The organism is Gilliamella sp. CG13 (assembly GCF_046635805.1).
Classification (GTDB): domain Bacteria; phylum Pseudomonadota; class Gammaproteobacteria; order Enterobacterales; family Orbaceae; genus Gilliamella; species Gilliamella apicola_I.
The window spans coordinates 606,914-629,078 of the sequence record NZ_JBIDFM010000001.1; the positions used below are offsets into that span (position 1 = coordinate 606,914).

16 protein-coding genes are annotated in these 22,165 nt (G+C 33.1%); 7 read left to right on the forward strand and 9 right to left on the reverse strand.

Annotation, left to right across the window (positions count from 1 at the left end; translation table 11 throughout):
• Positions 1-64: 64 nt before the first annotated feature.
• Both ACGH6R_RS02785 and ACGH6R_RS02790 read right to left on the reverse strand, forming a co-directional pair.
• Positions 65-1,537: a hypothetical protein gene (locus tag ACGH6R_RS02785; protein ID WP_411598835.1), complete on the reverse strand. Its 1,473-nt coding sequence runs from the start codon at positions 1,535-1,537 to the stop codon at positions 65-67.
• A gap of 299 nt (positions 1,538-1,836) precedes the next feature.
• A complete protein-coding gene (locus tag ACGH6R_RS02790; protein ID WP_411598836.1) occupies positions 1,837-2,037 on the reverse strand; it encodes a helix-turn-helix transcriptional regulator in 201 nt (66 codons plus the stop codon).
• A gap of 297 nt (positions 2,038-2,334) precedes the next feature.
• Here ACGH6R_RS02790 and ACGH6R_RS02795 point away from each other — a divergent pair, with 297 nt between their 5' ends.
• Positions 2,335-2,898 (forward strand): hypothetical protein, encoded by a 564-nt coding sequence (locus tag ACGH6R_RS02795; RefSeq protein ID WP_411598837.1) that lies wholly within the window; start codon positions 2,335-2,337, stop codon positions 2,896-2,898.
• 11 nt (positions 2,899-2,909) lie between these two features.
• Here ACGH6R_RS02795 and ACGH6R_RS02800 read toward each other — a convergent pair whose 3' ends face one another.
• Positions 2,910-3,368, reverse strand: a complete 459-nt coding sequence (locus ACGH6R_RS02800; protein ID WP_411598838.1) for a JAB domain-containing protein — start codon at positions 3,366-3,368, stop codon at positions 2,910-2,912.
• Positions 3,365-3,886 (reverse strand): hypothetical protein, encoded by a 522-nt coding sequence (locus ACGH6R_RS02805; RefSeq protein ID WP_411598839.1) that lies wholly within the window; start codon positions 3,884-3,886, stop codon positions 3,365-3,367. Before ACGH6R_RS02805 ends, ACGH6R_RS02800 begins: the two co-directional genes overlap by 4 nt.
• A gap of 145 nt (positions 3,887-4,031) precedes the next feature.
• Here ACGH6R_RS02805 and ACGH6R_RS02810 point away from each other — a divergent pair, with 145 nt between their 5' ends.
• On the forward strand, positions 4,032-4,430 hold the full coding sequence (locus ACGH6R_RS02810; protein ID WP_411598840.1) for a hypothetical protein: 399 nt from the start codon (positions 4,032-4,034) through the stop codon (positions 4,428-4,430).
• Here the strand turns inward: ACGH6R_RS02810 and ACGH6R_RS02815 are convergent.
• Positions 4,427-4,822: a helix-turn-helix domain-containing protein gene (locus ACGH6R_RS02815; protein WP_411598841.1), complete on the reverse strand. Its 396-nt coding sequence runs from the start codon at positions 4,820-4,822 to the stop codon at positions 4,427-4,429. The two genes, ACGH6R_RS02810 and ACGH6R_RS02815, sit on opposite strands and share 4 nt — an antisense overlap.
• Positions 4,823-5,373: 551 nt before the next feature.
• Between ACGH6R_RS02815 and ACGH6R_RS02820 the strand changes: the two genes are divergently transcribed.
• The gene (locus tag ACGH6R_RS02820) at positions 5,374-5,679 is read left to right on the forward strand and encodes a hypothetical protein (protein WP_411598842.1); all 306 of its coding nucleotides are present in this window, start codon (positions 5,374-5,376) and stop codon (positions 5,677-5,679) included.
• Between the two features lie 24 nt (positions 5,680-5,703).
• Positions 5,704-6,024: a hypothetical protein gene (locus ACGH6R_RS02825; protein WP_411598843.1), complete on the forward strand. Its 321-nt coding sequence runs from the start codon at positions 5,704-5,706 to the stop codon at positions 6,022-6,024.
• Between the two features lie 111 nt (positions 6,025-6,135).
• On the opposite strand, the gene ACGH6R_RS02830 is transcribed toward ACGH6R_RS02825, so the two are convergent.
• Complete coding sequence (locus tag ACGH6R_RS02830) at positions 6,136-7,431, reverse strand: tyrosine-type recombinase/integrase (RefSeq protein ID WP_411598844.1); 1,296 nt, start codon at positions 7,429-7,431, stop codon at positions 6,136-6,138.
• Between the two features lie 217 nt (positions 7,432-7,648).
• Between ACGH6R_RS02830 and mutS the strand changes: the two genes are divergently transcribed.
• On the forward strand, positions 7,649-10,207 hold the full coding sequence (gene mutS, locus ACGH6R_RS02835) for a DNA mismatch repair protein MutS (protein ID WP_411598845.1): 2,559 nt from the start codon (positions 7,649-7,651) through the stop codon (positions 10,205-10,207).
• A 118-nt stretch (positions 10,208-10,325) separates the two neighbouring features.
• Here the strand turns inward: mutS and dld are convergent, their stop codons facing one another.
• Positions 10,326-12,023 (reverse strand): D-lactate dehydrogenase, encoded by a 1,698-nt coding sequence (gene dld / locus ACGH6R_RS02840; protein WP_411598846.1) that lies wholly within the window; start codon positions 12,021-12,023, stop codon positions 10,326-10,328.
• A 361-nt stretch (positions 12,024-12,384) separates the two neighbouring features.
• On the reverse strand, positions 12,385-13,344 hold the full coding sequence (gene rlmF, locus ACGH6R_RS02845; RefSeq protein WP_411598847.1) for a 23S rRNA (adenine(1618)-N(6))-methyltransferase RlmF: 960 nt from the start codon (positions 13,342-13,344) through the stop codon (positions 12,385-12,387).
• Positions 13,345-13,596: 252 nt separating this feature from the next.
• Here rlmF and ACGH6R_RS02850 point away from each other — a divergent pair, with 252 nt between their 5' ends.
• On the forward strand, positions 13,597-15,018 hold the full coding sequence (locus ACGH6R_RS02850) for a sodium:proton antiporter (protein ID WP_411598848.1): 1,422 nt from the start codon (positions 13,597-13,599) through the stop codon (positions 15,016-15,018).
• Between the two features lie 522 nt (positions 15,019-15,540).
• A complete protein-coding gene (locus ACGH6R_RS02855; protein ID WP_411598849.1) occupies positions 15,541-18,999 on the forward strand; it encodes an autotransporter outer membrane beta-barrel domain-containing protein in 3,459 nt (1,152 codons plus the stop codon).
• Between the two features lie 379 nt (positions 19,000-19,378).
• Here ACGH6R_RS02855 and ACGH6R_RS02860 read toward each other — a convergent pair whose 3' ends face one another.
• A complete protein-coding gene (locus ACGH6R_RS02860) occupies positions 19,379-21,925 on the reverse strand; it encodes an autotransporter outer membrane beta-barrel domain-containing protein (RefSeq protein ID WP_411598850.1) in 2,547 nt (848 codons plus the stop codon).
• Positions 21,926-22,165: the final 240 nt, after the last annotated feature.

Sequence of the window (22,165 nt, forward strand, 5' to 3'; positions counted from 1 at the left end):
TTATTGGTACACATAAGCCTAAAAATTAATCACTAATTTAGGCTTAATCTTGAGTTAAATAATGCTAAAAGCTATATTTTATTTCATGTTTCAATTTAATCTTCAAATAAGGATGCACCCACTTAATAGGCTCACTTGATACTAATCCATCATGCTCTATTGAACCGCAGACACACGGATTATTCAAAATTGTGTCATAAATAGCTCTACTTTCGATACCCTGAATCATGTGAGCTAATATTTTCCCCTTACTCTTAATAGTTACTTTTGAATCTCTAATCAAATAGGTATGTTTAACTGCATTACGAATAGAAATACCACGATCTACCCTTTTTGTTGCTCTAGAGATGTAAATATCAACCAATTGATTGAGTGAGTCCTTAATTGGTCTCACATATTTTTTCCATTTTTTAAGTAATCTTACTATATCTCTATAAGTATAGTACTTTGATAGCCCTTTAAAAACTTCACTTTTTCTCGTTATACGAACATGCCCCATAGAGAAAATCAAGGAATATATCAATATTTTTGCTACTTTATCACTAATATTAAATCGCTCCATAACCTTTTTTTTGGTTATTGCTTTTAGTCGTTTACATTTAATATTATTCTCTTTAAATTCATGTTTTAAAATCATTAATTGACTACTCTTAATATCATAATTGTAACCAACAAAAATATTCCATTTTAAACTCGATTTTAAAAACTGAAATCCTCCATTTTTTTCAAAAGACCGGGTTCCAATACTAGCCACTTTATATTCTGGTTTATAACCGACAACAAGAGGACTATCCGTTATAACGTCACAACCTCTATCAATTAAATGTTGAATTAGCATCATTTTGTGAAAGTTTTCAATATCACTTCTCGGCTTAAATAAGAAAAGTTTGTCTACATTAATTAACAACAATCCCATCTTACTATATACCGATGTCATATAACTCATCGTATTACGTGAGATATGCCGAACAGAATGCTTTGCTTTTTTTTGTTCTTTTATTATTTCGTGCACTAGGTTGTCTTGCGTCAAAATATGGCGACTAACGCCTATTTTAGACATATTTAGATGAATAAATCGCGCTTCGTCATTCATATAAGCTTTTTTGCTTGAACCAAACCATTTTTTCAAATACTTTTTTGATAATGCAAATCGGCGACATTGATGATTCCCATAGTTATAACTTTTAATTTTAATGATTCTGCTTTTTTCTAAAAATTCTAACGCTCTGTCATAACCAAGATATTTTTTTTGCTTAAATACATGAGGCAATTTAGCTTTTCCCAATTTACTCGGAAATGGTGAATATCGCGTATAACGTTTATTATTTGAATCTTTGGAGTAAAGATAACAATTACAAATCAAATGTATTAAAAAATTTTTTATATCTCGATAATATGAAGGAGACTTTCTCTTGTCATTACCCATAAAAGGTATGTTATCAATATCATCGTTAAATTTATTAAAGGTATCTAACGTAACTAAAATAGCTCGTTTGATCAGATAAGCTTTACTCTTTTTTATTTTATTATATTTCATATTTTTGTATTATCCTGTCTATATATTTACTCTCGTATTTCAACCATATCAATGTGCAATATATTGATGTTTTTTTTATCATCATATGTATGAATATGCCTTTAATATGGCAGAGAAATAATTGTTAAACTTGTTCAAAACAGCAGATAGAGGTCTCTATTAAGGAGAAAAACCATAACAGCATTGATTTCTTTGGATTCAGAAAAATAAATATCGTATGGTTATTTTTGTGTTATGGAAAATCATTGAAAATAAGTGTGAATTTACTCAACGACACAATAACAAATGACACCCCAATATTAATTTAGCAAATTATTTCCTCTCCTATTTTTTGCTTTTTGGTTAATCCATTCTTCGATCTCTGATGTTAACCAACCAACATTTCTCTCAGTTAATTGAAGAGGTATTGGAAATACGCCTTTTTTTATTTGACGATAAATAGTAGCTTTTGATAATGATGTTAATCTTGATACATCTCTAATTTTTATAATTGTAACCATTTTATAAACTCCGATTTTTAACGGAGTTGCAACAATTGCGACTCCAGCGGAATTTATTTACAAGATCGAAAATAAAAAATTTTTCATTCAAAAACACACTATAAAAGCAAGTGAATCACCTACAAATAACACATCAGTTTTTAATGAAATTAGTGAATTTTATTAATTATTACAGAAATAATTTCAGAAATTATTACAAAAAAAACACAATTAATTATTAGCATTTATTTAAGTCAAAAAATGAGAGATAATCATGTTAAAAACTTATCGTTAATTGATGAATTAAGGTTGACAAATATGGCTAAGCTAACAAAAAAAGAACAAGAAAAAATCAAACTAGAAGAAGAAAAAAAATCAAAAAATCGACAAGCCGTACAAAAGCATAGAAAAAAGAAAAGTAATGAAGTTAATATCACATTGTCACTTAATAGTATTGCTCTAAATAATCTAATCAAATTAAGAGAAAAACTTGGATATTCACCCGTGTCTGAAAATGAAAAAGGAGGTTCTGAAATCTATAGCAGAATAATAGGATACTTGCTTAAATATGAAGCAGATTCAGAGCCACCTGAAACACATAAAAGCCAACATATTAGAGAGTTATACCGACGGCATAGAATAGCAAAATATTGGCGTTCAATTGATGAATTAAGCGATTATGGTGCAATTCAAGAAATAAATGCTATGGGGATTAGTAATATTGATTATTACCATAGACAAGTAATGCATTGGGATATATCTGAATCATCACCTGAATGGACACCTGAACTATTACGAGATACAGCTAATTTGAAATTTATAAAAAAATATGTGAGTACATTAAAAGCCAAAAAAACTCGAATAAAAAACCAAGAACAATAAACTAAATTGTACTAAATTATCCCAAGTTCTTTCATTGAAACAATCTTTTGCTTGGCTACAATAAAGTGGTCAAGTACTTTCACATCGATCAATGATAAAACACTCTCAATTTGTTGGGTCAATTTAACGTCTTCCTTACTAGGTAATGGCTCTCCACTGGGGTGATTGTGTACAAGTATCACTGAAATAGCATTATAACAAATCACTTGCTTAGCGATTTCACGTGGATAGACACTAGTTTCATTGATTGTTCCTCTAAACAGTTTTTCAAATACTATTACTTGATTTTGGTTATTTAAATATAATACACAAAATTCTTCATAATCAAGCAGTCCTAAGTTTAATATCAGATAGTCCTTTACATCATTTGGTGAACATAGTTTTTTGCCCGTGTGCATATATTTGGCAATAATAGCTTTGGCTTGATTAATGATATCTAGGTCATGTTCATTAATAGTTACTATCGTCATATTACACGCTCAAAAAAATAAATATCATCTAAACTAATCTGATAAGTCTTATTCTTATTTACTATTGAAAAACTATGTCGGTATGCTTTATTAAAATCAGTACTATCTAAAAAATAAATAAACTTATGATCAATCGCTTGTATTACTGACCAATGGTACTGAGTGCCAATAATGACAGAAGTTCTTTTATCTGGGTATTTATTAAGAAATTGATTGATTTGTGAAAATAGCTGTGGTGTTGTGAGTTTTGATATACCTCGATATGGCATCGTGATTATTAATGGGTAATGCTGATAATAATAACCTTGTTGAAATACAGTCATTATTAAATTATCCATTTCAACATTAGTCATACCATAATTGATCAAATCAATAATATTGTAGCTTTGGTTAAAATGATTGACTAATTTAAGGTATAAATTTTTACGTTTTAATCGGTTTCCATACAGGTGTGATACTGCATTTACCAAACTGTAAATGCCACAAAAGTTATCTAAACTCCCTTGCTTTGCTGGCATCACGAGTAATAACACCCAATGAGTAATTAAAAAACACAATTAACTTAATACTAACTAATAGTATAGCAAAAAACAGTACCGAAATCAAATTTAATCATTTTAAATCAAAACCTTAATGAAATATTATGCTAAATGGGAGTTAAAAATGAATATACCGAAAATACAATTAATACCTTCATGGTTTTATACTATGCCAAACTATAAAGCCAAAGCATTAGAAAGAATAATTAGGCATAATCCCCAAGCGTGTAGAAAAAATAAAATTCCACAAGGTTATGGTCAATTTGGCTTAGACAGAACAAACCCTATTCCTGTTTATGGAGATCCTGAAATTGAAGTCTACTTATCAAAACTTCGATTAAATAATGGTAGTAAGATCAATTGGAAAAAAGAAAAAAATGTTAGTGCTAGTAATATTAAACAACCAATACAAAAGTATCAAATTTATAAGCAGAGTGGCAATTTAATAAATTCATTGTATTTTTCACCTTATCATTTGTTAACAAGTAATAAAGCACCTAAAGGTTTTAAAATCAAAACTTAATGTAGTGGTAGTGTATCTAGCAAAATGATGAATGCTCGTTTTTGTTCCGTCGTTAAAAGTTCCCATCGTTGTAACAATCTAATCTCAAGATCCTTAGAATTTGAATAAAAATAAGCTTCTTTTTTTTCTGCAACTTTATTAGATGTTTCTATAGTGTAGGTTTGCTCTTCATCAATTAAAAACCAACTAATTGGGGTTTGTAGACCTGTGGCGATTAATGTTAAATGTTCCAGATTGATTTTATTCTCTCCTCTTTCGTAACGAGAAATAGTTTGAGCTGGTAACTCAATTTTTTCCGATAGCTGTACAACTGTGAGTCCTTTTTCTTTTCTACACAGTTGTACTCGTTTACCCACTTTTTTATCAATATCTGAAACAGGCGTTTTTGCCATATTTATATAGCTCTAAATTATGTTATTTATTATTTCTTATTGTCCAGTCATTACCCCAACATTTAAATATCAGTTATAGATATATATGCTAATTTAAGTATCGATTATTGATATATTTATAAATTTATACTACACTTAATGACATATAGCTTGTTACTTAATAACAAAAATAAAAAGGGATTGTCACTTTTAACACAAGCCAATATAAGAACGTTATACATGAGTATATTTATTAATTTAGATTATCTCATTGTTTAAAAATTGATTATTTCATAAAAAGATAAAATCATGGCTGAGAAATTAATGATGGTTTTTATAGGAAAAGCATTTTTATATTTATTTTTATATTTATTTTTATATTTTTTATTCTTACTTTTTTTGACCAATATTGTGGGCATATCACCATTCAACCTTTTGGAAAAGGAGGAGCTATTTGTGCATTAATTTTAGCAGGGGTTTACTCTTGGGATACCGTATTTAAAAAAGAAGAACAAAAATCACAAAAAAACTGATTAATTCTATTTAAAATATTATTTGATTAAGGAAAAATAATGAAAAAGATAGTTATATTTACTTTATTAGGCTGTTTTTTATTAACTGGTTGTGGAGATGAAATGCCACCAAAATGTGATAGTAAGGATGCTAAAGAAACATTAAAAGAAATTTTCACTAAAGAAGGTTTTCAAAGACCAACTATTGTCAATCAAAAAACACTCCGTACTGATAATGATAATAAACAGTATCTTTGTCAGGCATATTTGCAAGAAGCAACTTTAATGAAGTCAGGCTCGTTTAAATACTCTATTACTTGGCAAGATAAACAACAAAAAATATTTTATGTCCAAATAGTTAACTAATGAAGTTTTATAAAGGGGTATTAAATGTCCATTTTACAAAAGATTAAATTACAACAAGAAAAAAGTAATGCTACTTATAAAAAATTATTAGCCGGAGGATATGGGTTAACAAAAACTTTTTGGTTATATTGGTTTATTCCAACGATTATTTTTACAATTATTGAAGCATATGAAAACAACACTCGACAAGCAATCATGCTTGATTTTGGGATGACTGTGTGGTCTACGATTATAGCCATAAGTATTTCTAAAACAAACAATCAAAAATTATGGAAGAAATTAGCGTTAGTGGTTGTATCTTTGGATATTTTGCTATCAATATTCGCAATATTTACTTATTTTTAAAATTCATACCTACCCATCGTTAATTATGGGTAGGATTCATTTTCATGAATAATAAGATAATTTATTACTGAATAACTTAAATCTAGGTTTAACTGGTGGCTGAATCGTGACTTACTTTGAATTTTGCTGTAATTCATCTAAATAATTGTCCCACTTTTCCAACCATTCCCTGCATTCATCATCATAGCGATATAAATCATATGTTCCTTCAATCCCTTTTCGTGAGTGTCCAAGAATCGCTTCAGCTACCTCATTAGGGCAACGTAACCGAGATAATCCAGTACGGACAGTACGCCGTAAATCATGCGGTGTCCACCGTGGAATGTTTAACATTTCGTTATGTCGACGCAAAAGCCAGGTATATTCAGTTAACTTTTTCTGATTTAATGCCTTACCTGTGTAATTTGACGTAAATAAATAATCATCAGTTGAACTTTTTTCTTTAATACATTTTAATAAATTTATTGCCGTTTTTGTTAATTGAACATAACGTTCTGTCTCTGTTTTTGTGAATTTTATGTGAAAAGTTCTTTTTTCAAAATTAATATCTTCCCATTTAGCATTGCACCATTCACCAGTTCTACATCCAGTATATAAAGTTAGTAAAAATATATGTTTGGCTTTATCTGGTAACTTACAAATAGGTAACCATTTTAAAAATTGTTTAAGTTCTAATTCTGATAATACTCTGGTACCACGTTTTGGGGTTAACTTAAATTTAGCTATCTGCAAACTATTTTTTGCAAGAATAACCGGATTGATAAAATTATTATCTATTTTACCTGTTCCTAATGCATATTCATATGCAGCATTAAGTTCTCGTAATACATTACCAGCTTGAACATTTGCACCTCTTTCACAAATATCTTTTATAAGATCAATAATATTTTGCCTTGTCACATCCGTTACAGGTTGATTACCTAAAATTTTTACAGGATCCGCGTATAATGTTCTTCTGACTTCATTTTGACCTTTAGGTTTTCTTGCGCCTTCTATTACTTTACCATCTTTAGTTTGGCGATCTTGAATATATTCAGTCAGATACAAATCAATCATTTTCTTAATAGTAAAATTAGATTTATTTTCTTGAGCTTTTTTAAGTTGTAGCTCTTTAAGTTTTTGTTGTTCTCGTAGTTCTCTAGGACATTGTCCACTTTCTCTAATTTTTTTTAATTTTTGTAATTCTAAACGAGCCTCAGCTAATTGCATTTGTGGAAAATAACCAATAGTCATTTCAACTAATTTACCATCAGTTCTTCGGTATCTATATATAAACCGTGTTTTACCGGTCTTTGAACACTCAACTCTTAAACCACGATTTTCATTACAATCACATAATACTTTACCATTCGGCTTTAGTTTTACTATGGCTTGATGAGATAATGCTTTTTGATTGCCATTTGCCATAAAATAGCCCTCTGCTATGAACTAATAATCAGTTATAATAAACGAATAGTGATTAATATGTTATAACTGAATTATAACATATTATACATAATAGTTATACTTTTAGTTATACTAATTATTAAGAATTAGCGATATTTTATGAGTCCAAGTGGTACTTAATGAGACTAATAAAAACAACTAATGAATTGAAATATAAACATAAATAAAAAATAACGCCATGAATGAAAATGAAAATTTAACCGACCACACACCAATGATGCGACAATACCTAAAATTGAAAGCAGAAAATCCGGATATTTTACTGTTTTATCGTATGGGTGATTTTTATGAGATGTTTTATGATGATGCCAAACGGGCTTCGCAACTTCTTGATATCTCGTTAACAAAAAGAGGCTCTTCAAATGGTGAACCTATTCCAATGGCAGGCGTGCCTTATCATGCAGTTGAAAGTTATTTAGCAAAACTCATTGCGTTGGGGGAGTCGGTCGCAATTTGTGAGCAGATTGGCGATCCTGCTACCAGTAAAGGGCCTGTTGAGCGTAAGGTTGTTCGTATAGTCACTCCTGGCACAGTAAGTGATGAATTACTTTTAGAAGATCGAAAAGATAATTTGTTGGCTTCCATTTGGCAGCACAAAAATCATTTTGGTTATGCAACTCTTGATATCAGTTCTGGTCGTTTTTTTGTATTCGAATGCGATAACGTTGAAGCAATGCAAGCTGAACTACAGCGGACAAATCCGGTTGAACTTCTTTATCCTGAAGATTTCGAATCCATGTCATTAATTGACAATCGCAATGGCTTAAGACGGCGCCCATTGTGGGACTTTGATCTTGAAACAGCGAAACAACAGCTTAAGTTACAATTTGGAACGAATGATTTAGTCGGATTTGGAGTTGAAAATTGTTGTTATGCATTGTCTGCCGCAGGTTGTTTATTACAATATGTTAAAGATACTCAACGCACAGCCCTGCCCCATATTCGCTCTATCATAAAAGAGTCAGCCTATGATTTTGTTGTTTTAGATGCGGCTACTCGCCGAAACTTAGAAATCACCGAAAATTTATGTGGTGGCACTGAAAATACGGTTGCCGATATATTAGACAAAACGCAAACCGCTATGGGAAGCCGAATGTTAAAACGTTGGTTGCATTCGCCTATCCGTAATGTGGTTATTTTGCAAAATAGACAAGAAGCCATTAGCGAATTACAACAAGATCTTATTAATATTCAACCGATCTTAAAGCAAATTGGTGATCTGGAACGAATTTTAGCCAGATTAGCGTTAAGAACAGCACGCCCACGTGATTTTGCTCGTTTACGTGATGCTTATAATGTATTGCCAGAATTACAACAATTGTTAAATCATCACTCATCACCTTATTTAATTGCTTTACGAGCTAAAATCAATCAATTTGATCAGATAGCCGATCTTTTAAATCAAGCGATTGTTGAAGCCCCACCTGTTATTATTCGTGATGGAGGGGTGATTGCAACTGGCTATAATGCCGAATTAGATGAACTCCGTAATCTTGCTGACGGTGCAACGAATTATCTGGAACAACTTGAGATTCGCGAGCGTGAAACGCTAGGTATCGATACCTTAAAAGTCGGATTTAATGCGGTACATGGTTACTATATTCAAATCAGTCGAGGGCAAAGCCATTTAGCGCCGATTCACTATACCAGACGGCAAACATTGAAGAATGTTGAACGTTATATTATTCCAGAATTAAAAGAATATGAAGATAAAGTGTTAACCTCTAAAGGTCGTGCATTAGCTTTAGAAAAACAACTTTACGATCAACTTTTTGAGTTACTATTGCCTGATTTAGCGAATATGCAAATGAGTGCTGATGCAATAGCTGAACTTGATGTACTAACTAACCTTGCTGAACGTGCTTTAACACTTAATTATCAGTGCCCGACATTATCTAATAGCGCCGGAATTGAAATTAAAGATGGTCGACATGTCGTTATAGAACAAGTATTAAAAACACCATTTATTGCAAACTCGCTTTTGCTATCACCAAACCGAAGAATGCTTATTATTACGGGCCCAAATATGGGCGGGAAAAGCACCTATATGCGTCAAGCTGCATTGATTGTTTTACTGACTTATATTGGTAGCTTTGTTCCTGCATCTAAAGCTGTGATTGGACCTGTTGATCGCATCTTTACGCGGATAGGTGCATCAGATGATTTAGCATCCGGGCGTTCTACTTTTATGGTTGAAATGACCGAAACAGCCAATATTATGCATAACGCAACTGAACAAAGTTTGGTACTGATGGATGAAATTGGTCGAGGCACTTCAACCTATGATGGGCTTTCATTGGCTTGGGCATGTGCAGAAAATTTAGCTAATCACATTAAGGCAATGACCCTATTTGCTACTCATTACTTTGAATTAACTCAACTACCTGAACATATGCAAGGTGTCTATAACATCCATTTTGATGCTATTGAACATGATAATACCGTTGCATTTATTCATGAAGTTTCTGAAGGTGCAGCAAGCAAAAGTTTCGGTATCGCCGTTGCGGGTTTAGCGGGTGTGCCTAAAACGGTTTTAAAACGGGCCAAACAGAAATTAAAAGAGCTTGAAATGATTTCAAAACAGACAGCGAACAGCCATGTTGATAGCTCGCAACTTTCGTTTGAAACTGAGCCTGAACCGTCTGAAGTTGAAGAGGCTTTAAAACGTATTGATCCTGATGCATTAACACCGAAACAGGCATTAGAAATGTTATATCAATTAAAAAAATTACTTTGATATACAAATGATTTTCAAGACAATATATTAATCGATTTATTGAACAATATGATTATTTAGTCATATCAACATAACACCGCCAGTTTATCGATACTGGCGGTTTTCGTTTAAGGTCAAATTACTGCCAATATTTCTTTTTCGATGTCTTACCAATACCTGGATTGAGGCTGTTAGTCGGATCTAATTGCTGATAGAATTTTTTCAAATCAGCGTTAGCTTGATATAAATGACCAACATTATGTTCAGCAGGATATTGTGCCCCACGCTGATCTAAAATGGCTAACATCGCTTCTTTCACTTTGTGGCAATCTGTTCCTTTTTTGGCAATATAATCTTGGTGAAAAACAGAACAGAAGAAATGCCCATAATATAATTTATGAATAAAATGCTGACTTATATTTTCCGGTAATGTTTCAAACCAATCTTTATCATTACGTCGTAAAGCAATATCCAGTGCCACCAAATCTTCAACCGTATCCGAATGGACACTACGATAAACAGTTGCAGCACCAGCTGTCGCAAAACGATGCAACATCGCCGCTTCTGCTTCTTTCTCATTACAATGAAAATAGTCGCTTTGTTTGTTTTGAAAAAATGTTTGCAAAAATGCCTGAGCTTCCGCTATGCCATCATCGGCCATTTTTAAAATAAGATGATGTTCAAAACGATCACGATAATCACGAATAGATTTAGGTAAGTGGTTAGGAAGTAATTTACTCACAGACACCGCAAATCGATCTGAAAAATTATTGGGGAAGAATGGAATTTTTGTACTGACACGATCAACAAAATTTTTAAATGCATATAAGCGAGGAATCACATTTGTCCCTAATTTTTGTATGGCTAAATAGATATGTTTACCATATACAGCAGCGATATCAAATGCATCACGATGAATATATTCGCCCGATACCGGCAAATTTTTAAAGTGAGCTAAAATATGACGTCGGATTTCATCAAGATCATCAGTATTATTAGTACCGATATAAAATACTGCACTATTTTTTTCGAGTGGAAACGTATCTAATCGTACAGCAAATACCATTAACCGACCTGCACTACCCGAAGCTTCGTAATGTCTAGTTGGATCGGCATTAAAACGCGCTGGCGTATCGGCATCAATCTCACGAACATGATCGCAATAATGATGATCGTGTCCTAAACCTGCATCATGATTAATATCTTTTTCAGTATAAGTATGATTTTGAAGATTTTGTAAGATCGTTTCTGGATCATCACCTAATTCAATCCCTAAATGGTTAACCAGATGCAATTGTCCTTGATCATCTAATTGAGCAAATACGGCCATTTGTGTATAGGCAGGCCCATGCTGGATTAAAGCACCACCAGAATTATTACACACCCCACCCATAACGGATGCGCCAATACAAGATGAACCTATTACCGAATGTGGCCCACGATTATATTTTTTTAACTCTTTTTCAAGTTTAAATAGCGTACTGCCTGGCAAACAAACCACTTGCTCACCATTTTCAATCACATGAATACCTTCAAGTCGACGAGTACTGACAATTACCACAGGCCTATCATAATCATTACCGTCAGGTGTAGAACCACCGGTTAATCCTGTATTTGCCGATTGAGTAATCACAATGACATCGGCTTCAACACACGCTTTTAAAACTAGCCACTGTTCAACTAACGTACCGGGTAAAACCACTGCAATAGCATCACCTTCACCAAAACGAATACCTTTACGATAAAGTAAAGTACGGGAAGGATCAGTTAATGTGTGCTTTTTACCCACAATAGTTTCTAACTTTTCAATCAGTTCTGCCGTCGTATTCTTACTCATATTATCTTCCTTATACCTAAATGGATATCGCTTCAGTATTGATTATATTATAACCATTACTGTTTATTGCAAAGCATTTTAATTATCGTTAATTTTTTATAAGAAAAATAATAATTTTTAGTTATAACAAAGAATTATATAAATAATGAATACCCATTTTTAATATTAAACATTGATTACATATCATTTTTTATATATGTATAAAATAGCATGTTGGTTAAACATCTGATTAGATAAAACAAGAAAAGGTCAATTAACAACACAAAAATTATTGAATACTATTTGCAGGACATCTTGGGTGATTAATCACTCGCCTTTGTAGGACTTAACTATCTGTCTGTTTGAGATATTTTACTAAACATTAATAATTTGCTAGAAGCTGTTGACGTTCCGCTTTATTAAAGTAAGTCCATGCTACAAAACGGCTAATTTTTTGTCCTTGTGCCATAGGCACAATTTTTGTCTCAATAGCTTTAACGGCTTTTAAGTGTTTTCTAATTACCGGTAATGATTCTTTTTTTGAAACCAATGTCGTAAACCATAAACACTGTGTTTTATAATTGGCACTCTCTTTTATCATATTACTGATAAATGTACTTTCGCCACCTTGACACCATAATTCCATATGTTGCCCACCAAAATTCAGTACTGTTTTTTGTTTTGAATCACCCAATTTTCCTAGATTTTTGAGTTTTTTCTGGGTACTGGCTAAGGCAGCTTGCGCTGACGCATGAAAAGGAGGATTACAAAGAGTTAGCATATAAAACTCTTTAGGCTGAATAATCCCATCAAAAATCGCCAAACAATTTTTTTGCAATCGACATTGAACAGATCCCTTGAGTAACAAATTAGCCTTTGTGATTAATGATGCAACTTTGATGGCTGTTGGATTGATATCACTGCCCACAAATGACCAACCATACTCAGCTCGACCAATGATAGGATAGATCATATTGGCTCCCATACCGATATCCAACACCTGAACTTTTTTACCCATGAGTATGATATGTTGATTATCTTCTGCCAGTAAGTCAGCCAAATAATGCATATAATCGGCTCGTCCGGGTATTGGTGGACACAAATAATCGTTAGGAATATCCCAATAAGAAAGTTGGTAATAGGTCAATAGTAGTGCTTTATTTAACATTCTGACAGCGTTAGGATCAGCAAAATCAATCGATAAATTTCCGTATTGATTCCGTTTAACAAAAGCTGAAAATTCTGGCACAGCTTTAATTAATTGTGCAAAGTCATATCCATGGCGATGTTTATTGCGAATATGTAAAGGCGATGTGTTGATAGTTGGTGATCGGTTTGGCATGTTTATTCCAGAAATATGTACTATTATTTATTATAATGGCGTTTTGCATTGAGAAAAATACAAACATGATGAATTAGGCATCATTCACATAGGTTTCTAGCAAATTGCAACTATTAACATAGCATATATTCAAACTTTTCAGCACAGTAACGGATACAACAATCAGCAATCAGCAATCAGCAATCAGCAATCATTATTACCTTTAAAATATTTGTTATAATAGGTGATAAATAAATAATTAAAATAGATCTAATGAAACAATTAATTAAAATATCACTCGCACCACTGATTATATTAACCTTCATCCCTTTCGACTTGTATGCTGATGATTTTAGTGGTCAACATCTATCACTCTGTTGGGGTATCCCATTTGTTGGTATTTTGTTGTCGATAGCATTGTTACCATTATTGATCCCCCGAATTTGGCATCATCATTATGGCAAGATCACCATTTTTTGGACGTTGCTCTTTATGGGATCAGCATGTTATTTTTTTGGGTGGCAATCAACTCTTGAGCTAACTACTCATGCAATATTCGCTGAATATCTCCCTTTTATTCTGTTATTGCTGGCGCTGTTTACCGTATCAGGTGGTATTTTAATTAAAAGTGAAATAGTCAGTACCCCAAAATTAAATGTATGCTTATTAGCATTGGGCACTTTATTAGCTTCAATCATGGGAACAACTGGAGCTGCCATGCTAATGATACGCCCCCTTATCAGAGCCAATCGCAATCGAAAACAAGCCGTTCACATTATTATCTTCTTCATTTTTTTAGTGGCTAATATAGGAGGAGGATTGACACCACTTGGTGATCCGCCACTATTTATCGGTTTTTTAAAAGGTGTCGATTTTTTCTGGACAATGAGCCATATGTTATTACCGGTATTGTTAACCTCAACACTATTACTCACGATTTTTTATTTCATTGATCGCCACTATTTCCAATTACAATACGGAAAGCAACATTTAGCCACAATGCCCAAAAATAACAGTTCCATAAAGTTTTATGGATTAAATAATGTGTTACTGTTAATCCTGATTATTGCAATGGTTCTATTATCTGGAATATGGCATTCTTCTATAGAGATAACGCTATTCGGGACACATCTAAGTTTACCTAACCTTGTCCGAGATGGCGTTTTTATCATTATCACCCTAATTTCCATTTGCATAACTCCGAAAAACATTCGCGCAGCTAATGAGTTTAATTGGGAACCTATTATTGAAGTAGCTAAACTATTCATTGGTATATTTATTACAATCGTACCAGTTCTAGCCATTTTAAAAGCAGGCAGTGACGGAGCGTTATCACCACTAGTTTCGTTAGTCAATAATCAACAAGCGCACCCCATTAATAGTATGTATTTTTGGCTTTCCGGGCTCCTATCAGGCTTTTTAGACAATGCACCAACTTACCTTGTCTTTTTTAATTTAGCATCGGGTGATGCAACAATATTAATGACTTCGCTTGAAAAGACCTTGTTAGCCGTATCTATGGGGTCTGTTTTTATGGGGGCTTTAAGCTATATTGGTAATGCACCTAACTTTATGGTTAAAAGTATTGCGACCCAAAATCAAATCGAGATGCCTAGTTTTTTTGGGTATATGAAATGGTCAATTGGCATATTAATCCCTGTTTTTATTGTTAATAATTTATTATTTTTTATTTGACAACGTAAAAATAGAATGGGGTCAGTCAGTGACATGAGATGAATATTGCCTGTTAATAAATCCTAAAAGAACTTTAAATATTTCTTTTTTACTAGTTGAAGACACTTCACTTAATTTTATTTCATCGGGATTAGCATTATTTTTTAATGTTAACCCGATGCCTATCGAAATAATATTAATCCCTAATCACGGGTCGAAATGCACACTTACACATTTTAACAAAAATTTAATTTTTGATTTTAACCACTAATTTCACTGATCAAATTATGATCATAAAAAGATGATTTTTATATATACTTATTAATCGAATAAGAATAGAATTAATCGCCTTTAACGAGTTCCTGACAATAAAATCAATTTAGATACATAATTCACATCAAATTATTATTTAAATGTAAATATTGTTAGGATAATTTTTACGCAACCCGTTAAAGACAAGTAATAAGATCTAATTATAAAAAAAACTTTGTTGGCTTGATTTCTAACAAAGTTGACTAAGAAATACCTTAAAAGGATGAAAATATGAATAAAGTTTACAAAATAGTCTGGCACACCTCTAAACGACAATGGGTTGTTGTTTCAGAGCTGGCAAAAAAAGGGAAAACGAAAAGTTCAAAATTGTTAGCAGTAACAGCATTGGCTTCGCTTTCCGCTAATGCATTAGCTGGTCCTTGCTCAATCAATGTTCAAAACCAAATAAATGTCAATGGTAGTAACTGTGAACTTACTGATGACAGCTATACGGGCATTGAAACTAAAGGGCAAGATAATAAAGTCATTACTGTTGATAACGGCGGTAAACTGACTTTTAATCCAACTAACGGTAAAGTGACCATTACCAGCAAAAACCAAAATCATGCTTTGGTCGTTGGGACGACAGAACCTTATCCTAAGCAAGACCCAGTAAATAATCGTCCAAATTTAGGCGGAACGGTGACCGTTGACGGCGATTTAACGATTAATCTTAACGCTCAAACTTTACCACCAGATGCTACAAAAAAACAATACCGACCAAGTAGTATTTTATTAGGGGACAATAGTGAATTAGTGGTTAATGGTAATTTAAACATCAATCACACCGATTTCTGGCCCGATAAAAATGATCAGTCACAAACCGAATTTGAAACGGGTGCCCCGATCGACGTGTCTTTGACGAAGGCAAACTCAGCACGCATCACGGTAAAAGGAGAAACCAATATAAAATCGAATGGTGACGGTATTCGTAATGGTTCGGAATTAAATGATACCCAATTAGGGGGAATCTTAAATTTTGAGAAAAACGTCAATATTGAAGCAAATTATGTTGGTTTAAAAAACAGCGCAGGTGACACTACATTTCATAATGATCTAAATATTAATATGAAAGAAGGAAAAGGAATTGTTCAAACTTCTGGTTCGATTCATGTGAAAGGTAATCTGGGTGTAGAATCAAATAAATTAAGCGGTGCTAGCCATAACGCCATCGATATTTATGGTGGTGAAATGAATATTGATGGTATAACCACAATTGAATCATATGGTGCAGGGAATCAACATTATGCATCAGGCACTTCATTATATGTCTCAGGACAAGGGAAAGCGTCTTTTGGTTCCGAACTTAACGCAACCACCAATAGCGTCAATTCCAATAATACGGATACCGGTAACGGTGATGTCATAAAACTGCAAGATTTGGGAGAAATTAATTTAGCGAGCAAAACATCCCTTACTGCAAAAGGCGCCGGTAATGGTATAACTATGGGTGGTAATAGTAAATTAAACCTTAACCGACAAACGACTATTTTTACCGAAATGGGCGATGGTCTCAATATTAATGGTGGCACAATCAATAGTGATAAAGCCGACCAATTAAATATCAGTTCAAATGCGAATAATGGTAATTTAATTAAAGTTACAAACGGTACTGTCAACTTAGCCAAAAATACCACGCTTAATGCTAAACATGCTACTCACGGTATTCATGTTGAAAATGGTACAGTTAATTTGAATCAACAAACCACTATCAATACCCAATTGGGCAACGGTATTCATCTTAGCGGAGGAAACATCATTGCCGCAGATGATTCACAATTAGACATAACCACGACAGAATCAAGCGCTATTTATCAAACAGGTGGAAATTTAATATTAAAAAATACAAATATTAAATCTCCGCAAGGTTATAAAGCCATTATTCTCGATGGTGGTTCACTATCTAATTTAGGTAAATTGACTATTGAATCCGTGACGGATACGGCAGCGATACATAGTACTGTCGAATCTGGCAAAAAAGCGGTATTTAATAATGCTGGAACATTAGATACCAGTAAAATTGATAATATTCAATCTATTGTTAGTCATGATAAAACAGGTACGTTAGAAATTAACAATGCGAAAACGGGTGTATTGAATGCTAACAATGGTAATCTTTTTACCAACACATCTACGGGAACTATCGTCGTTAATAATGCTGGTAATTTGTATGGCAAGATAGAAACCGGAAATGGTAGCATTAATTTAAATAACTCAGGTCTTTGGGAAATCACTGAACATTCTACTCTCACCAATGTCAAAAATGCCGGAACCATTCACTTTAAACACCCAACATCGCTTAACCGTAGTGCAAGCGAATTCTATTCAATTGATATTGCCGGTGATTATGTTGGTGATCAAGGTACAGTGAAAATGCATACTATATGGAATGCTTCAGACGACCCAAATAATAGTAGCATCAAGTCAGATGTTTTAAATATAAGTGGAACAGCTAAAGGCACAACGACCATCGTTCCATTATCTGCTGATGGTACAGAACGCATTATTGATGGTAATATAAAGCAAATTGAAAAAAGTTTAAATAGTGTTTTAGTTGTCAATGTTGCTAATAGCGGATCAGAAGTTGCCTTTACGGGTAAAGCTCAAACGACCGGATTGACAGAAGTTCAGTTAGCTAAACGTACCGTCGATAATCGAGATGAATACTATTGGACAATGAAAGCAAGAACCAAATCACTTGTCGAAACCAATAAAACTATTTATGCCGATCCAATTGCGGCTTATGCACTTATGCCGAGTGTCAACTTTGAACAAGGATACACAACGTTAGCTAATTTAAGGGAACGTCGTGGAGATATCTATTGCTTGAACTGTGCTACTGACGATAGTCAAAATACTTGGGCTCGAATTTTTGGTAAACATCAAAAACAAGATGGTGAACATCGCCTCAATTTTGAGACCAATATCTATGGTTTCCAAATTGGGCACGACTTCGCCATCACATCGTTGGAAAATAATGGTCTGAATTTATTTGGTGGTTATCTGTCTTACAACAGAGCTAAAACTGATTTTTCTGATAAATATCGTACTAAAGACGGTATCCTCATCAGTAACAAAAAAACAGGGAAAGGCGAATCAGATAACTTTAGCTTGGGTATCACTAATACCTACTATACCGGTACTGGCACTTATGTTGACTTAGTCGGTCAATTATCTTATCTACGCAACAAATATAATGCTCGCACAGGTAAAAATCCATCCACTCAAGATGGTTGGGGTGTAGCGCTATCGGCTGAAGCAGGTCATTCAATTCCATTAAGTGGAACGAATTGGTCTATTGAACCTCAAGCACAACTGACATATCAGTATTTGAAACTTGACAGTTTTAATGATCATATTCGCCATGTCGATCAGAATAATCCTGATACATTACGTGGTCGTGTTGGTGTCATGTTTGCGTATAATGCAACAGATACAGAAGACCAAAAAACGTCAGTATATGGTATTGTAAATATCTTGCATGATTTCTTTAGCCCTGATGATGTAAAAATTGGACATGATAAACTTAGCGAGAAGTTCAATAAAACTTGGGGAGAAATTGGTTTAGGTTTAAATATTCCAATTACTACCCAAAGTGAACTATATGGTGATGTCCGCTACGAACACAATTTTGGTGGCAGTAAACATCAAAGTTTTCGTGGTAACATCGGTTTAAAAATAAACTGGTAATTATCATCAATCTATTCTGCCACATGAAAGTAATGTTGAATTTATGTGGCAGAATATTCAACGCTTAATTTTCTATAATTAATTGAACTAAGATTAGCCTTAAAAAATGGCTTATTGACGTCATCAAAATTGGTTAACAATGACCAATAATGACAGACAAAACGATGTAATATTAAAAAATGTCAATTTAACCTAAGTTATAGGCTATGCAATCGGTAAGAGTAATCTATTTATACTGTTGTTTAGGATATGAAGGATAGAAGACAAATTTAGCGGTGTTAAATCGTTTTAAATTTTACTTTACTGGATCGTACAACATTATAAAACCAATGATGTACGATCCTTTTTATTATTAATTATTAATCGTTAATATTCCATACTACCAACGGATCATCATTCCAACATTCCCTGATAGACCTTGACGATGAGTACTACCAAAGTTATGTTCATATCGAACATCACTATACAGATTCATGTTGGTCACTATAGGTAACTGCATACCGATACCCATTTCTCCCCAAGTTCGTGCAAACTTTTCGTTGATATGATTACGACCAATATTGGTTTTTTCTGGATTCACGAAATCATGCCATAAATTTCCAATAACATAAAAAGATTTGCGTTGACTAAATTGGTTATCATCATGATAGGATAACTTTAAGCCTAAACGACTACGTAAACCGTCTTGTCCATTTTGATCAACATGACGAATACCATCTTTAAAGTGACTTAAATTGATATATTGGTAAATCAATTGTGCTTGTGGTTCTATTGACCAATTTTTATCAAACACTGAAATAGCGTGCCCAACTTCAGCAGAAACAGCAGCAGCCCAACCATGTTGACTATCTGGATTATGGCTATTTTTAGCATGATATTTGTTAGTTAAATAAGATAATTGACCTACTAAATCTAAGTAACTCCCACCTTGGGTATAGTAAGTGTTCGTTAAGCCAAAACTAAAGCTTTCTGATTTACCATTACCTGTTTTTTTATCATGTGTGATAACGCCATCTTTTGCATGATATTTATCTGAAAAATCAGTATTGGCATTACTATAGGCAAAATAAGCACCTAACATCATGACATCTTGACTATCTGTCTGTTTAACAAAAAAATCATGACCAATTTGTAAACCATAAATATTTGTATCAAGATTTAAACGTTGTTTACCATCTTGTTTATGATGTTTCCCAAAAAAACGTCCCCAAGAATGATTTCCATTAATTTCACTACAATCATAACAAGTTATGTCACCTCGACGTTCTCTGAAGCTGGCTATACTAGAATACCCTTGTTCTAAATTGACACGAGGCATCAATGTATAACCTGACACTGGATTTGCGTAAATTAACTTATCAAATTTAGCATTTTGAGCATCTTTGCCTGATTTCGAATTAGCTGCCATAGTCCAAAAGTATTCATCGCCACTCTCTGTTGTGCGTTTGGCTAACTGAAACTCAACAACGCCATTCGTTTTTGCTGTACCACTAAAGGCTTTTTCGTTATTACTTTCGGCAACATAAATGACAGGCGTTGTATTTATCGCTTTAGTGATTGATTTTATATCACCATCAATAATATTCTCTTTACCATCATTAGAAACAGGAACAACAACGGTATGCCCTTTAGCTGAACCGGCAATTTTTATTGTATCAGATTGAATATTTTTATCGCTTTCATTATCAGTAGCTCCCCATACAGTACGCATTTTCACGATACCTTTTTTTCCAACATAATCACCCTTCACATCCATAATATGAAATTCAGTTGGTGATTTATGAGCAAATGAAATGAGACCTGAATTTATGACATTATTTAAATTTGAGTCGCCATTAATATACCATTGACCACTATTATCAAGATTTATAATACCTACATTAGCATCCATTGTTCCGCTAAGTTTACCTGCATTATTAATATTAATTGTACCTGGTGTGATATTTTTAAATAATGAACCTTTTTCAAAAGAAAGATCCCCATTATTGCTATTATTCACAATAAACGTTCCTGTTCCTTCATGAATAAACATATGTTCAATTGATGTCGAAGCGGGATCAGCTCTAAGTGTTCCATTATTGTTAAATGTTGTCGTATCATCACCCATGACAGCTGCATGGACTATTGATACATCATTATTTGAATTTAAGGTGATAATTCCATTATTCGTTAAGGTTCCGTACCATAAATGGATACCCTTTCCTGCAGTAGTAATTGTCGTATTTTTATTTAATGTTAGATTACCAGAATATTTTTCATTTCCATCTTTGTTGCCTAGGCTGATTCCAATACCACTGACTTGACTGTTATTAATGATTAAATCATTATTAAAGGTAATGTTTCCACCATTACGTATCGCATCTGCTCCATCAGTGTTAAACGTTGCAACACCATTGACCGTTACCACATTGTTATCTTTTACAACTTCCAGTGGTGCACCAGTAGGGGTTTTTTTAGTTATCGTTAAATCACCTTTAATTAAAAGGGTACCCTTATTGTACATATAAATACCACGAGAAACTTTATTACCGGTAATAATTTCCAAATCACCATTAAATATTGTTGTCCCGCCTTCTACTTGAGGTCCGCCATTACCGCCACCTATCGCTAGCGTGTGATTACTTGAATAAGAAGGGCTTATCATTTTTACCTTATCAGCGGTAAATATTGCTGTTGTATTTTCACCTTCAATGCGTGATAAATTAGTTCCGTAGTAATCACCGTTTGAAAATTCACATGTTGAGCCTTGGTTAGCATACGCTTTGTTACCGGCATAACAATCAGCATAAGAAATATAGGGAGCGCCCATTAATGCTGTTAATACTAATATTTTTTTAAATTTTGATTTTCCATGTCGTAATACTTCCGAAGTCATAATCCAACGTTGTAGTGCAACATTCCACTTTAATCTATATTTTTGATCCATATTTAAAACAACTCTCATTTAATCCCATCAATTAATTTTGTGTAAAACACAAAATTTCCATCTTGCCTTAAGCTTATTTATATATCGGTCATAACACTTAAATTCTTTATGTTTTTTTTCAACTTACCTCTTAAAACTATAACCAACTGATTGATATTTATTTTTTACTTTGCACTGAATACTACATTACCTATTTTTATTTACATGATATTTTTAACTCAAATAAAAAAATTTTATTGA

Bases quoted from the DNA above. Each gene is read 5' to 3' on its own strand.
- ACGH6R_RS02790 (WP_411598836.1), bottom strand. From the start codon at position 2,037: ATGGTTACAATTATAAAAATTAGAGATGTATCAAGATTAACATCATTA.
- ACGH6R_RS02815 (WP_411598841.1), bottom strand. From the start codon at position 4,822: ATGGCAAAAACGCCTGTTTCAGATATTGATAAAAAAGTGGGTAAACGA.
- ACGH6R_RS02805 (WP_411598839.1), bottom strand. From the start codon at position 3,886: ATGCCAGCAAAGCAAGGGAGTTTAGATAACTTTTGTGGCATTTACAGT.
- ACGH6R_RS02855 (WP_411598849.1), top strand. From the start codon at position 15,541: ATGAATAAAGTTTACAAAATAGTCTGGCACACCTCTAAACGACAATGG.
- dld (WP_411598846.1), bottom strand. From the start codon at position 12,023: ATGAGTAAGAATACGACGGCAGAACTGATTGAAAAGTTAGAAACTATT.
- ACGH6R_RS02825 (WP_411598843.1), top strand. From the start codon at position 5,704: ATGTCCATTTTACAAAAGATTAAATTACAACAAGAAAAAAGTAATGCT.
- ACGH6R_RS02860 (WP_411598850.1), bottom strand. From the start codon at position 21,925: ATGGATCAAAAATATAGATTAAAGTGGAATGTTGCACTACAACGTTGG.
- ACGH6R_RS02795 (WP_411598837.1), top strand. From the start codon at position 2,335: ATGGCTAAGCTAACAAAAAAAGAACAAGAAAAAATCAAACTAGAAGAA.
- ACGH6R_RS02800 (WP_411598838.1), bottom strand. From the start codon at position 3,368: ATGACGATAGTAACTATTAATGAACATGACCTAGATATCATTAATCAA.
- ACGH6R_RS02830 (WP_411598844.1), bottom strand. From the start codon at position 7,431: ATGGCAAATGGCAATCAAAAAGCATTATCTCATCAAGCCATAGTAAAA.
- rlmF (WP_411598847.1), bottom strand. From the start codon at position 13,344: ATGCCAAACCGATCACCAACTATCAACACATCGCCTTTACATATTCGC.
- ACGH6R_RS02850 (WP_411598848.1), top strand. From the start codon at position 13,597: ATGAAACAATTAATTAAAATATCACTCGCACCACTGATTATATTAACC.
- ACGH6R_RS02810 (WP_411598840.1), top strand. From the start codon at position 4,032: ATGAATATACCGAAAATACAATTAATACCTTCATGGTTTTATACTATG.
- ACGH6R_RS02820 (WP_411598842.1), top strand. From the start codon at position 5,374: ATGAAAAAGATAGTTATATTTACTTTATTAGGCTGTTTTTTATTAACT.
- ACGH6R_RS02785 (WP_411598835.1), bottom strand. From the start codon at position 1,537: ATGAAATATAATAAAATAAAAAAGAGTAAAGCTTATCTGATCAAACGA.
- mutS (WP_411598845.1), top strand. From the start codon at position 7,649: ATGAATGAAAATGAAAATTTAACCGACCACACACCAATGATGCGACAA.